A 13,926-nucleotide genomic window follows, 5' to 3' on the forward strand; every position below is an offset into this window, starting at 1 on the left:
ATTAAGGTTCAACGTGCAGTTAATGATTAACCACGTTGAACCTTTTTAGTATGTCTATTTACGTTTACCTACATGCCATTTCCAATATGTGAACATGCGCAGGAGATATTCTAATGGACCGTATCGGAAGTATCTTTGATGCAATGTTGCTAATAACACTAAAAGAATATAGATAATTACGAATAAAATGCTTGTGTAAATGAGTATATCTTTGCCAAATAACCCTAGACCGTAACTATAGAAGACGAGTGTACCAATGATACTTTGTGTAATGTAAACGGTAAGAGATATTTTGCCAGCATTTTCCAAACCTTTAAAAATTGGATGCGTCTCATAACGTTGGTATAAATATTTAAATAAACTCATGTAACCTAAGGATAAAATCGGTCCAAATATAGCTACAAGCGTACCTGAAATAGCCTCGTTATCCAACCAGAGTAGGGTTGATTTGGCAATAATAGATACTGGAATAAGGTATATAAATAGTTTCGACGACCAAAAGTGCCTTGCATCTTTCTCGAACCAACCACATCTAGAAAGAAAGATTCCTAAAGTGAATAATGGTACTTCAAAAAGTATAGCTACCAAGAAGATTGCACCTTTATTATCGCCTAATTGATCTTCTAATTCTGCAAATTTAGGAGATGTCGCTATATCATCTACGTGATGGATATCGTTATAACTACCTTCTGTATAAATCTTTTGCACTTTATGAATATATGAAGCTGAATCATATTTGTCAGATGATGTAGACGCTTGAGAATCATCAAACATAGACCAAATACCCATCACGAGCATGAGAGAAATAATTACAACATTAAACCATTTGAAAGCTTTCGTACTTAGTGAAATAAAGGGTATCACACATAACATAGCTAAACTATAAGCTGTTAATATATCGCCTTCCCATATGTAACTTGCATGGATAAAGCCTAAGATAAGTAAGAAAATGGCACGACGTAATAATTGTAATCTAGGCCGTGGCAATCCTTTTAATTTCATAGACTGATACAGTTTATCCATCGAAAAGCCAAACAGTATTGCAAAAATAGGTAAAAAACTTTCTTCAACAAGTATGATGATAAGGTTGAATATTCCTTGGTTTACAGGACTTAAATGGAAATGTTCGATGTAGTCTTTGCCAGATAAACTAAATTGAAATATAAGTAGATTAGCAAGAAATATGCCTAATAAGCTGAAACCTCTTAAACTATCAGCAATTGTAATTCGTTTCATAATGTCACCTCAATACTCACAGTAAACAATAATGATAAAATCTATCATAATTTCGTCTTAAATCTATCTTAAATCATCAACTAAACTATAAAGAAGCGGGATGACAAAATCATAAATGGATCTCATCATCCCACTTATATTGATAATGTTTTACATGAAACAATGTTAATCCAAATCTTTAACCTGATCCTTGGCTCTTTTGTAAATTTTGTTAGGGAAGTTAGTAATTCGCAACAATTCAATTGCATTTCTCGTATTCGCTTTCCCTTTTTTAATCTTGTAATCAAAGTGGATTTCATCGTTTTCAATCGTTTCATTAAAGTGATAGTTTTGATAATTGTCCTTTAATAATTCTGAAAGTTCGATATCATGTGTTGCTGCTACAATTCTGTACTCTGGTTGATGATTCAAATATGATAATACAGATTCTGATGCTGCAATACGTTCAGTTGTATTCGTGCCTTTAAAGATTTCATCTATGAAGCAGTACACTGGCATATGCGTCTCTATATCGAATAGACGACGAATAGATTTCAACTCAGCCATGAAGTAACTATCACCCGACAGAACATCATCGGCATTAGCCATTGACGTATAAACTAAGCCGGGACGATAGCTAAACGCATCCGCCGTCGCAGTTTCTATCGTTTGTGCAAGAATAAGGTTAATTGCTACGGCTTTCATAAATGTTGATTTTCCTGATGCATTCGACCCCGTTAGTAGAATATTGTGGTTAATGTCGAGATCGTTTGGGACTGCATTTTCCAGTAAAGGATGAATCAAATTTGTGAATGTTAATGTTTGCTCATTTGAAAAGGCAGTCGGCTCACAATAAGTGTCTAATGTGCGTCGATACATGGCTAATGAATAGTGATTATCTAAGGTGCTTACATAGTCATAGCAAGCCATTACCTCGTCTTGATATCGATAATACGTATGCTGGATGATATGGAAGAGGAAATAATCCACCATGAATGCCATCTTGAGTAACATAATAAATGCGCCGCCGATATCTTGATCGCCCACTTTACCTAGTAGACCACTAAATAAACGTGCCCCTTTAAAGTGACTAAAGTTCGTATTAACTTCTGGTGTGCCTTTAATTTGGTCGAGATGATAACCTTCCTTAAGGACTTTCGCTGTATAGAATAATGACTTTAAATCTTGATCATAAGTACGTTTCAAGGTACCGGATAATACAATGTTTAGTAGAATCGAAAATAAAGTTATAAGTACTCCAGTTGATGGAGAAATGAAACAAATAATGAGTCCAATAAATGGTAGAAATGGACAAATCATAAATAAATTATTTCGCTTTATTGCTTTAAGTTGATCAGGGAAGATAGGGTACACCACTTTACCAATAGAAGCGAGATGATAAGATACATTGACCCTAAATGTTTCATCATTATTAAATTGGTCTAATAGTTGTTTGTTATTAACCTTAAACATATTGCGTAATGTGGCAAACCAACGCATCTCTCCAATAGCCGTGAAGTTAAAGTTACTACGATGGAAGATTTCTTCCATATTTAAATCCGACCATGTTTTATCATCGATGAGGTTGTTATGTTGGTCACGTTTGAGTTTGAATTGATAATCGAAGCGGGAATTTGGGCGTATGAAGTTCTCAATAGGCTTCTTATTACGCCAAAGTGTATGTATGTGGTTGATCAATTTCCTCTTGTCTACTATTGTCACAACAACATTTACAATCAAGCCTAAAATGATAATACCAATTACCAATAATGCATAAGTCTGATAAATATTCATAACTAAACTCCTTATAAAAATTAAATCATCTACACAATTATTTCATAATTTTATGCAATTAACAAAAGTAGATAAGATAAAAAAATTCACTTCATACATTGTAACTTTGCCACATAGATTTCACATCATAGCTCATGATATGCTTATTGATGACATAGGAGGATTTGACTGATATGAAAGACAAATATATATCATCTATAACTCATTTTTCACATCGTCATCAACGACATTTTGTAGGTGAACGTTTATGATGACTTTTTTAGCCATTCTCATTTTTGTTATTACTTTGATTTTTGTTGTTTGGCAACCTAAAGGACTAGATATAGGAATTACTGCTGTTGTAGGTGCAGTTTTAGCGCTTATTACTGGAGTTGTTGGTTGGTCTGACATCGTGGAAGTAACAGATATCGTTTGGAACGCGACTTTAACATTTGTAGCTGTCATCTTGATTTCACTTATTCTGGATGAAATTGGTTTCTTTGAATGGGCTGCATTACATATGGTTCGAGCATCTAAAGGTGACGGTTTCAGAATGTTTGTTTACATTATGCTCCTCGGTGCGATAGTGGCAGCATTTTTTGCGAATGATGGTGCTGCACTTATCTTGACGCCAATCGTTTTAGCGATGGTACGTCATCTTGGATTTAGTAAGAAAGTGATCTTTCCTTTCATTATCGCAAGTGGCTTTATCGCTGATACAACGTCGTTACCTTTTACGGTAAGTAACTTAGTGAATATTGTTTCTGCGGATTACTTCAACATTGGATTTGTAGAATATTTGAGTCGTATGCTAATACCAAATATATTCTCACTTCTAGCAAGTATCATTGTATTATGGATTTATTTTCGAACATCGATTCCAAAGACCATTGATATTCGAAAGGTTCAAACTCCTGGTGCCGCGATTAAAGATCAGAAACTATTTCGCATATCTTGGCTTGTTTTAGCAATACTATTAATAGGTTATCTTGTCAGTGAGTTTATACACGTACCAGTGTCTCTGATTGCTGGAATTGTCGCTATTATCTTCCTACTCTTGGCACGCCAATCAGATGTTGTTTCTACTGGAAAAGTAATCAAAGGTGCGCCATGGAATATCGTGATTTTTTCATTAGGTATGTATTTAGTTGTATTTGGACTTAAAAATGTTGGCATTACAACCATATTAGGTCATATATTTGCATCTATATCTGCGCATGGCTTATTTACTAGTATTATGGGCGTAGGTTTTATTTCTGCAATTTTATCATCTATCATGAATAACTTACCGACCGTTTTAATTGATGCGATAGCAATACATCAATCACAAGTGACAGGTATCCTTAGAGAAGGTATGATTTATGCGAATGTAATAGGGTCTGACTTAGGTCCGAAGATTACACCTATAGGTTCATTAGCCACTTTATTATGGCTTCACGTTTTAGCTCAAAAAGATGTCAAAATATCATGGGGCGTTTACTTTAAAACAGGAATAGTCATTACGATTCCAGTACTCTTTTTCACGTTGTTAGGACTATTTCTTACATTACTCATTTTTTAAAAGGAGAAAATCATAATCCGCAATGGGAATAACAGTTAGGCATTCATACGTATCTTTTGAGAATAGACAAACATAGGGTTTAAATTTTTTGATACTATTTTAAAGTATATTCAAGAAAAGTTAGATTGCTCACCATCCCAAAATGTTAATGTATAAATCGACCATTCAAACAGTTAATTGCTAACTTTTATACACCGTGCAGTCTAACCTCCTTGTAATATAAGGCTTAGATATATACATAGTTGAATATACATATTTCGCCACTATTAATTGGAAGTATACTCTTTAAAGATAATTGATTAGTTTAGCGAGAATAACTTAAGTGAGGTAACGGATATTTCGTCTATGATTCGTCTATCTCACTTTTTTACGTTTATAGAGTGGATTTGTAAGGACAATATGCTAATTACATTTAAACGAGCATATATGTTTGTGATAAAAGAAATTCATAGTATCTTGAACGTATAAGTATTCCAATTCTATTGAGGTGAGAATGTGAAAGCATTAATTGTATATGCCCATCCTGAACCAAAGTCATTCAATGGTGCATTAAAAGATAAAGCTGTAGAAACATTAGAAGCACAAGGTTATGAAGTTAAAGTTTCGGATTTATACGCAATGGATTTTGATCCAGTTGCTAGAAAAGAAGATTTCAAAAACTTAACAGATTCTGAATTCTTCAAATACGCAATAGAACAAAAAAATGCATATGATAACGATGAATTAACATCAGTGATTAAGGAAGAATTTGAAAAACTGTTATGGGCAGACTTAGTTATTTTCCAATTTCCACTATGGTGGTTTAGTGTTCCAGCTATACTTAAAGGTTGGTTTGATAAAATCTTTATGTTTGGTGGCATTTATGGCGGAGAATATGACCGTTATGACAAAGCACGATTAACAGATAAAATAGCCATGATTTCAACTACGACTGGCTCACCCGAAGGAAGCTATGCTGCAAATGGTTTTTCAGGAGATATTTATGAGCAAGTATTATTCCATATTAACCATGGTATGATTTATTTCTCTGGTATGACACCATTAGAACCATTTATTGCTTATCAAGTTAGCCATAGCGAAGAGGTAAGACGTGACTATCTTGAACAATTAGCTGAGAAATTAAAACATATCGATGACATTCCTAGAATTCAATATCATAAATTAGAAGATTTCGATGATAACGGACAATTAAAATAGACATTTTTGAAATACAAGCATCATCAAAATGAATCATTTATTCATTTTGGTGATGCTTTTTTAATTGTAAGTATTTATAGGTCTAGCACATCGTTGAAATGACGAAAATAACAAATGTAATTTAAATTGTAATCGTATATCAGCTGATAAATAGGGTATGATGTATATAATCATCTGATGAGATACATTCTATTCTATTTAAGGTGTTGATGAGTTATGGAAGAAAAGAAGCATAAGAAATTTAAGTTTAAGACGCCTCATACATATGCTTTATTAATGTTTGTTATTTTTCTAGCTTGGTTATTAACTTACATTATTCCAGCTGGTGAATATGCGCGTGAAAAGAAAGGAGATCAAACACTTGTCGTTTCAGGGACTTACCATACTGTGGAATCGGCAAACGTCAACTTCCTCGAAATATTCAGGTCAATTCCTGAAGGACTAATCAGTGGCGGAGAAATCGTATTCTATATATTTCTAGTAGGTGGTGCCTTTGGCATTATTCATAAGACAGGTGCTTTCGAAAATGGTGTAAACAAAGCAATGAGAATGTTAAGAAAGGCCAATTTCCTAATGATTCCATTGACGATGACAATATTCTCTATATTAGGATTTACAATTGGATTAGCAGAAGAAACAATTATCTTTGTTCCGATTGGCATTATAATCGCTCGGACATTAGGTTACGACGCCTTAACAGGTGCTGCAATGGTTATTTTAGGTGCTGCCAGTGGTTTCAGTGGAGGTATGTTAAATCCCTTTACAGTTGGTGTGGCACAAACCGTTGCTGAATTACCAATGTTCTCAGGCTGGGGTTTACGTAAAATTATCTATTTATTTATCTTAACTGCAGCCATTTCTACAGTTATGTTATATGCACGTAAAGTGAAGAAAGATAAGTCAAAAAGTATTGTGTATGAGCTAGAAAAAGAAGAAGGTCATATTACTCAAGAAATCACCTATCAACATTTTAGTAAGAGACAAGCAGCTAGCTTACTTATCATAGTTGCTACAATTCTATTTAACGTATTTGGCATATTTGTATTCGATTGGACGTTTAATGAGATGAGCGCCAATTTCTTACTTGCTGGTATTGTTGCAGGTTTAGTAAGCGGACTTGGATTAAATGGTACATTTGACGCATTAATTGAAGGAATGCAGAACATTTTATTTGGCGCAATGATTGTTGGATTCGCTAAAGGAATCGTCGTTATTTTGGAAAATGGTAAAATCATCGATACGATTGTTCATGGCATGACAACATTGCTATCAGATATACCAGCTTCATTTGTAATTATTGCTATGTTTATATTACAGTTCTTACTTAATTTCTTTATACCATCTGGATCGGGTCAAGCATTAACAACAATGCCATTAATGGTACCAATATCAGATTTACTGCATATTAATCGTCAGTTAACGGTACTCGCTTTCCAATATGGTGATTCAATCAGTAACATTTTATTCCCAACTTCAGCAATCTTAATGGGAGCATTAGCTGTTGGACGAATTACTTATACTCAATGGATTAAATTTGTGTGGAAGTTGATACTATTATGGGTAATCATTTGTGCAGTGGCGATGTCGATTGCGCTTATAATTGGCTATTAAAAATTTCTCAAGAAGCACTTGGAAATTTGTTTAAAGGCTTGACGGGTAAGACTGACGCTTGTCTGAAGTTAGTAGGAAGTACGTCTAATAAACGCTGTCATAACAATGAAAAGGCGGGTTTCTAAATTGATAGGGATGATACCTTTATGGGATACTTTTTATTAATCTTCATGTTTTGCAACAATAATTCATAAGGAAAAAACAATGAAAACAATATATTAGTATTAATTATTTATTTAATATCTGAATCAAATCGATCTTATAAAAGCACCAATTATTATTCATAAAATGTTCAAATCGTTAATATATAAAAGTGATAATATAATAAATGAATAATATTTAAGAGGTGTTTTTTATGAGTAATACTAAAAAAGTTGCAGTAGTTACAGGCGCAGCTCAAGGGATTGGACTCAAAATAGCAGAACGTTTATTTAAAGATGGTTTTAGTGTTGCACTTGTAGACTTTAATGAAGAAGGAGCTAAAAAAGCGGCTGCTTCATTAAAAGCAGAAGGACAAGAAGCGATAGCATTTAAAGCAGACGTTTCAGACCGTGAAAATGTTTTTAATGTATTACGTAGCGTTGTAGAATATTTCGGTGAATTTAATGTATTAGTTAATAATGCTGGTCTAGGACCAATGACACCTATCGACACGGTAACACCTGAGCAATTTAGCCAAGTTATTGGCGTTAACATTGGTGGTGTCTTCTGGGGAATCCAAGCTGCATTAGAACAATTTGAAAAATTGGGTCATGGTGGTAAAATCATTAACGCTACTTCTCAAGCAGGGGTTGAAGGCAACAAAGGTTTATCTTTATACAGCAGTACTAAATTTGCAGTGCGTGGTTTAACTCAAGTTGCTGCGCGTGATTTAGCAGAAAAAGGTATCACAGTTAATGCATATGCACCAGGTATTGTTGAAACTCCAATGATGGAAGGTATTGCGATTAAATTAGCTAAAGAAAATAATCAACCTGAAGAATGGGGTTGGAAACAATTTACTGATCAAATTACATTAAAACGTTTGTCTAAACCAGAAGACGTTGCTAATGTGGTAAGTTTCTTAGCAGGTAGTGATTCTGATTACATCACTGGACAAACAATTATCGTTGATGGTGGTATGAGATTCCACTAAGAATAGGCGACAAAATCAGTAAGTATTTACCGATTGTTTAATTTATTATTTTATCAAGCCCATTACTTTTAGCATAAGACAATAGCATAAAACATTTTGAAGTGGTTTGCACTAGCATAAGTGTGAGCCGCTTTTAACTTTAGTTAAAAAGATGTGTCAATTTTGTTATAAAAATTTTGCTCAATTCAAAATAGTTTTAGTATATAATACTGTGTAACACCAATTGAAAGGAGCAACTTATGAACTTAAATAGTATTAATTTAGTTTCAGGTATTTTATGCTTATTATCATTTTTATTAGTAGTTTCTATCATGTTTACGAGCATGTTCTGGTTTCTTCCAGGATTGTTTGTGATGTTATTAGCTATTATTGCAAATGTCTTAGGCATCTTGAAAGGCAATAAAGCCATAAATATTACAATGTTAATTTTAAATATTGTATTTTTAGTTATTTTCTCAAGTCCTTTATTATTAGCTTAATATTTTGAGAAAATTATATATATCTTAAATTTCCAGAGGAAGTGGGATAGAAATTAATGTAATGATTAATTTCTGTGCTCGCTTCTTTTTTATTTATCCTTAATAAGGGTAGATAGAAGGTATAGATAAAGATAGCTAAGGGGGATTTATAATGGATGTAAGATTTCCAATAGGAGAATTTGAAGCGCCAACGAATTCAACATTAGTTGATGTGAAACAATGGATGAGTGAAATTGAAGCATATAGTGATCAGTTGAAGAAAACGGTTCATCAATTGAGTGATGAGCAGTTAGAACGTCGTTATCGAAAAGGAAGTTGGACGGTTAGACAATTAGTACATCATATTGCAGATTCTCAGATTAATTTGTATGAAAGATTGAAAATGGCATTGACTGAAGATGACGTAACGGCGTTCATGTTTAATCAAGAACGGTGGGCAGAGTTGCCAGACTCTAAATTACCTATGCAAGTTTCAATTACTATTTTAGAGGGACTCAACCAACGCATTGTAGAGATGGGAAATCATGTTACTGAAGGTGAATTAAATCATTCTATCAAGCTATCAGATGGTAGCAATGTACCGGTTTCAGAATTACTTGCGAAATTATCATGGCATGAGCGTCATCATTTAGAGCACATTAAGATTGCATTATCCGACCAAGGCATATCAAAAGAGTAGTAAATACAGTTATAAAGTTGAGCGTCTACAACTTAAGAATGAACTTTGTCAAAAGCAAGTGTAATTCATCAAACTAATATGATAAAACTGTTATAATCTGTACCTACCAAGAGAAAGATAGGGGAGGAAGTTTCATGAAGGAACAAGTTTTAGTAACTGGAGGGACAGGTTTTTTAGGTTTACGTATTGTCGCGGAATTATTAAAGCAAGATTATGGTGTACGTGCAACAATTCGTTCGTTATCTAAGAAAGATACTATTTTAGAAACATTAAAGTCACAAAATATTGATACGCAAAATTTAGCATTTGTTGAAGCGGATTTATCTAAAGATGATAACTGGGAAGATGCTATGGAAGATTGCACCTATGTGATGAGTGTAGCATCGCCTGTAGTGATGGGTAGTGTCAGCTTAACTGATGAACAATCGATCAATAAACAAGCCATTGAAGGTATTCAGCGTATCTTGAGAGCTGCCGAGAAAACGAATGTGAAGCGTGTAATAATGACTGCAAACTTTGGCGCAGTAGGATTTAGTAATAAAGATAAATCTAGTGTGACAACAGAAGAACATTGGACTAATCCAAATGAAAAAGGACTTTCTGTTTATGAGAAGTCTAAATTAATTGCTGAGCGAGCAGCGTGGGACTTTGTGAATGCTACTGAAAATCACATTGAGTTTGCGACAATCAATCCTGTTGCTATACTTGGACCATCATTAAATCAACATATGTCATTAAGTTTTCAATTTGTAGAAAATATTGCTAGTGGCAAAATGAAACGAATCCCTAATATACCAATGAATATCGTGGATGTCAGAGACGTTGCACAATTACATGTTTTGGCAATGAAAACGCCAGAAGCAAATGGTAAACGTTTTATCGCCACTGCAGATGGACAAATCTCTATGCCTGAAATCGCACAATTAATTAAAAAAGAACGCCCTGAATTAGCAAGTAAAGTTTCAACTAAGACCATTCCAGATTTCGCAATTAAGCTAGGCGCTAGATTTAATAGCGAAGCACAAGAAGGTAAGTTATTACTTGAAATGAATAGAAATGTTAGTAATCAGCAAGCACGAAATGTTTTAGGTTGGACGCCAAGTTACACTCAAGAAGAAGCCATTCTAGCATCTGTTGACTGTATGAGAGACTATCACATTTTAAAATAAACATAATTGAATAATACATTTAAGCAAACACCTTTATCTTCATTGTTGTAAATAGAAGATAAAGGTGTCTTTTTACTTACAAAATTTAGAAAACGCTTACTTTTCTCTTGTTTCATGAAAAATACATATGCTAGGATAAATCTATGATAACGTTTTCATAATAAAAAGTAAGGTGAAACGATGAATAATACACAAATCAAACAATTTATTGAAGATGGTCATTTAACAGTGGGTATTGAATTCGGTTCAACGCGTATTAAAGCAATTGCGATTGATGACCAATGTCAAACCCTCGCAACAGGTTCATTCGAATGGGAGAACAGTTACCGTAATGGTTATTGGACGTATTCGGTGAACGATGCATGGGTAGGCATTCAAAAAGCATATGGCGCAATGACTCAAGAGTTAAAAGAGAAATACGATGCAACCGTGAAACAACTTGCTTCTTTAGGTATTAGTGGCATGATGCATGGCTATTTACCGTTTGATGACAATGACGATTTACTCGTTCCATTTAGAACGTGGCGTAATAACAATGCTAATAAAGCAGCTGAAATCTTACGAGAGGACTTCCAAGTGAATATTCCTGAACGTTGGAGTATTGCACAACTTTATCAATCTGCATTAGATCAAGAAGCACACGTTGAGAAAGTAAGCTATATGACGACACTTGCGGGATACATACATTGGTATCTAACCGATGAGAAAGTATTAGGTATTGGAGATGCGTCTGGTATGTTCCCAATTGATAGTGAGACACAAGACTATCGTGACGATATTATTGAACGCTTTAATAAGAAGTTTTCTGAAAAGGGTTACACACAAGATGTTAGAGATATCTTACCTAAAGTAGTTTTAGCAGGGGAGTATGCCGGACGTCTTACTGACACGGGTGCGAAATTAGTTGATCCAAACGGTGAGCTACAAGCCGGATGTCCATTATGTGCACCTGAAGCGGATGCAGCTACAGGAATGGTAGCTACAAATAGTGTTGCACCAAGAACTGGTAATATTTCAGCAGGTACAAGTATCTTCTCGATGATTGTCCTTGAAAAGCCAATCAAAGATGTCTATCCAGAGGTAGATATAGTTACAACACCAGACGGTTACGAAGTAGCAATGATTCATGCGAATAACTGTACATCAGATATAAACGCTTGGGTCGATTTGTTTGGAGAAGTATTTGAAACAATGGGAGTTAAATACGATAAAGGTGAATTGTTCACCAAATTATTTGAACGTGCCTTAAAAGGTGACGAAGATTTAGGTAAGTTATTGTCATATGGTTATATTTCTGGTGAATTTATCACAGATGTACAACATGGTTATCCAATGCTTGTACGATCAGTAGACAGTAACTTTAACTTAGCTAACTTAATGAAAACACATATTTACAGTGCTTTCAGTACGTTGAAGATTGGTATTGATTTATTAAAAGAAAGAGAAAATATTCATATTGATTCAATGTTTGGTCATGGTGGCATCTTTAAAACTGAAAAAGTTGCGCAATCATTCTTAGCAGCTGCTTTAGACAGTCCTGTTCGTGTTATGCAAACTGCAAGTGAAGGTGGCGCTTGGGGTATCGCAGTATTGGCGAGATACATGATTGAGACAGAGACATCAAATTTAGCAACATATTTGAATGACTTTGCGTTTAAAGGAACAGAATCAATGACAATCGAACCAACTAAAGATGAAGTTGCAAGCTTTGAGCAATATACAGAACGTTTTAAACAAGGCATTCCACTTGAACGTCTTGCACATGAACAATTTAATTCAGAACAAAAATAATGAATAAAACAAAGGTAGAAAGAGGGATTAAAATGGCGAACGAGATAGAAAAACGAGAACGTCAATTTCTAGGATTGCCTATGGTATTAATATGGGGATACATTGCCGTAGCGATCTTTATGACCGGTGACGGTATGGAACAAGCATTTTTATCTAAATATATTATGAGTCTTGGCTTTGATAATTCTGAAGCCGGCAATGTCTTAACCGTTTACGGTTTAGTCGTAGCTATCGCTTCATGGTTATCAGGTGTGATGGCTGAGATTTTCAGTCCAAGACGTGTGATGACATTCGCGTTTATTATTTGGATGATCTTTCATGTTGGATTTTTAGTCTTTGGTCTAGAACAACAAAACTATGCCATGATGATGATTATGTATGGTATTCGTGGTTTAGCATATCCAATGTTTATTTATAGCTTTGTCGTATGGATTACATATTCTTCACCAAGTTACAAACTAGCTTCAGCAATGGGTTGGTTCTGGGCAATGTATTCAATCGGTATTGGAGTACTAGGTTCATATTTACCAAGCTTTTCAATTCCAATCATTGGTGAAATGGGTACTTTATGGTCATCATTAATCTTCATCTTAATTGGTGGATTAATCGCAATGTTCTTAGTTAAAGATAAAAAAGGCGAAGATGTCGAAGCACAACGTATGACTAAGAAAGAAATGTTAAGAGAATTTGGCCGAGGTATCACAATTCTTAAGAATAAGAACGTTGCAGTTGCCTTTGTCGTAAGAATCATCAACCAACTGTCATTATTCGGATTGGTTGTATTCTTACCACACGTTTATACGGCAGATTTCGGATTCACTACGTCAGAATGGTTACGTGTTTGGGGCTTAATGTACATTATTACAATCTTCACTAATTTATTCTGGGGTATTATGGGAGATAAAATTGGTTGGGTACGCCAAGTACGCTGGTTTGGCTGTATTGGTATGGCCGTTTCTACGTTAGCGTTCTATTATTTCCCTGCATGGAGTGGACCTAATATATTCGTGACAACTTTAATTGCACTGATGTTCGGCTTCGCTGTTGCTGCATTCGTTCCAATGTCAGCTATCTTCCCAACGTTGGTACCTGAACATAAAGGGGCGGCAGTGTCCGTACATAACTTAGCAGCTGGTCTAAGTAATTTCCTAGGTTATGGACTTGCAAGTGTCATGCTTATATTCGCCTCAGCTGAAGTAACGATTTGGGCATATGCAGTGATTTATGTATTAGGCTTTGTTCTTACATTCTTTATGAAAGTACAACAGCCTGGAAGACAAGTAAAAACAACAGTTAATACACAATCAAATTAAAAA

General features: G+C 34.6%; 11 protein-coding genes. 9 read left to right on the forward strand and 2 right to left on the reverse strand.

The genetic code is table 11. The features are described 5' to 3' along the window. Nucleotides 1-54 precede the first annotated feature (54 nt). Both SBL15_RS10825 and SBL15_RS10830 read right to left on the reverse strand, forming a co-directional pair. Nucleotides 55-1,236 carry a DUF418 domain-containing protein gene (locus SBL15_RS10825; protein ID WP_107611997.1) on the reverse strand — a complete coding sequence of 394 codons (1,182 nt, stop codon included), beginning with the start codon at nucleotides 1,234-1,236 and terminating at the stop codon, nucleotides 55-57. A gap of 165 nt (nucleotides 1,237-1,401) precedes the next feature. Next, nucleotides 1,402-3,009 (reverse strand): MutS-related protein, encoded by a 1,608-nt coding sequence (locus SBL15_RS10830; protein ID WP_107611998.1) that lies wholly within the window; start codon nucleotides 3,007-3,009, stop codon nucleotides 1,402-1,404. A 250-nt stretch (nucleotides 3,010-3,259) separates the two neighbouring features. On the opposite strand from SBL15_RS10830, the gene arsB reads away from it, so the two are divergent. The 9 genes from arsB (at nucleotide 3,260) to SBL15_RS10875 (ending at nucleotide 13,923) form a co-directional block, all read left to right on the forward strand. After that, entirely contained in the window at nucleotides 3,260-4,549 is a 1,290-nt protein-coding gene (arsB, locus tag SBL15_RS10835) for an arsenite efflux transporter membrane subunit ArsB (RefSeq protein ID WP_317955974.1), read from the forward strand. A 495-nt stretch (nucleotides 4,550-5,044) separates the two neighbouring features. Continuing rightward, on the forward strand, nucleotides 5,045-5,746 hold the full coding sequence (locus SBL15_RS10840; RefSeq protein ID WP_107611999.1) for an NAD(P)H-dependent oxidoreductase: 702 nt from the start codon (nucleotides 5,045-5,047) through the stop codon (nucleotides 5,744-5,746). A 216-nt stretch (nucleotides 5,747-5,962) separates the two neighbouring features. After that, on the forward strand, nucleotides 5,963-7,357 hold the full coding sequence (locus tag SBL15_RS10845; protein ID WP_317955961.1) for a YfcC family protein: 1,395 nt from the start codon (nucleotides 5,963-5,965) through the stop codon (nucleotides 7,355-7,357). A 355-nt stretch (nucleotides 7,358-7,712) separates the two neighbouring features. After that, nucleotides 7,713-8,492 (forward strand): (S)-acetoin forming diacetyl reductase, encoded by a 780-nt coding sequence (locus SBL15_RS10850; protein WP_053016167.1) that lies wholly within the window; start codon nucleotides 7,713-7,715, stop codon nucleotides 8,490-8,492. A gap of 239 nt (nucleotides 8,493-8,731) precedes the next feature. Beyond that, entirely contained in the window at nucleotides 8,732-8,971 is a 240-nt protein-coding gene (locus tag SBL15_RS10855) for a hypothetical protein (protein ID WP_011274531.1), read from the forward strand. A gap of 151 nt (nucleotides 8,972-9,122) precedes the next feature. Further along, the gene (locus SBL15_RS10860; RefSeq protein WP_107612001.1) at nucleotides 9,123-9,650 is read left to right on the forward strand and encodes a YfiT family bacillithiol transferase; all 528 of its coding nucleotides are present in this window, start codon (nucleotides 9,123-9,125) and stop codon (nucleotides 9,648-9,650) included. Between the two features lie 134 nt (nucleotides 9,651-9,784). Then, the gene (locus SBL15_RS10865; RefSeq protein WP_107612002.1) at nucleotides 9,785-10,819 is read left to right on the forward strand and encodes an SDR family oxidoreductase; all 1,035 of its coding nucleotides are present in this window, start codon (nucleotides 9,785-9,787) and stop codon (nucleotides 10,817-10,819) included. 180 nt (nucleotides 10,820-10,999) lie between these two features. Then, the gene (locus tag SBL15_RS10870) at nucleotides 11,000-12,610 is read left to right on the forward strand and encodes a xylulokinase (protein ID WP_107612003.1); all 1,611 of its coding nucleotides are present in this window, start codon (nucleotides 11,000-11,002) and stop codon (nucleotides 12,608-12,610) included. Between the two features lie 32 nt (nucleotides 12,611-12,642). Continuing rightward, nucleotides 12,643-13,923 (forward strand): MFS transporter, encoded by a 1,281-nt coding sequence (locus SBL15_RS10875; protein WP_037537468.1) that lies wholly within the window; start codon nucleotides 12,643-12,645, stop codon nucleotides 13,921-13,923. Nucleotides 13,924-13,926: the final 3 nt, after the last annotated feature.

It is taken from the genome of Staphylococcus sp. NWU MKU2, assembly GCF_033283605.1.
GTDB classification, from domain to species: domain Bacteria; phylum Bacillota; class Bacilli; order Staphylococcales; family Staphylococcaceae; genus Staphylococcus; species Staphylococcus haemolyticus.

What these genes read in the sequence shown, in the direction of transcription:
- SBL15_RS10825 (WP_107611997.1), bottom strand. Translation starts at nt 1,236, where the DNA reads ATGAAACGAATTACAATTGCTGATAGTTTAAGAGGTTTCAGCTTATTA.
- SBL15_RS10830 (WP_107611998.1), bottom strand. Translation starts at nt 3,009, where the DNA reads ATGAATATTTATCAGACTTATGCATTATTGGTAATTGGTATTATCATT.
- arsB (WP_317955974.1), top strand. Translation starts at nt 3,260, where the DNA reads ATGACTTTTTTAGCCATTCTCATTTTTGTTATTACTTTGATTTTTGTT.
- SBL15_RS10845 (WP_317955961.1), top strand. Translation starts at nt 5,963, where the DNA reads ATGGAAGAAAAGAAGCATAAGAAATTTAAGTTTAAGACGCCTCATACA.
- SBL15_RS10850 (WP_053016167.1), top strand. Translation starts at nt 7,713, where the DNA reads ATGAGTAATACTAAAAAAGTTGCAGTAGTTACAGGCGCAGCTCAAGGG.
- SBL15_RS10855 (WP_011274531.1), top strand. Translation starts at nt 8,732, where the DNA reads ATGAACTTAAATAGTATTAATTTAGTTTCAGGTATTTTATGCTTATTA.
- SBL15_RS10860 (WP_107612001.1), top strand. Translation starts at nt 9,123, where the DNA reads ATGGATGTAAGATTTCCAATAGGAGAATTTGAAGCGCCAACGAATTCA.
- SBL15_RS10865 (WP_107612002.1), top strand. Translation starts at nt 9,785, where the DNA reads ATGAAGGAACAAGTTTTAGTAACTGGAGGGACAGGTTTTTTAGGTTTA.
- SBL15_RS10870 (WP_107612003.1), top strand. Translation starts at nt 11,000, where the DNA reads ATGAATAATACACAAATCAAACAATTTATTGAAGATGGTCATTTAACA.
- SBL15_RS10875 (WP_037537468.1), top strand. Translation starts at nt 12,643, where the DNA reads ATGGCGAACGAGATAGAAAAACGAGAACGTCAATTTCTAGGATTGCCT.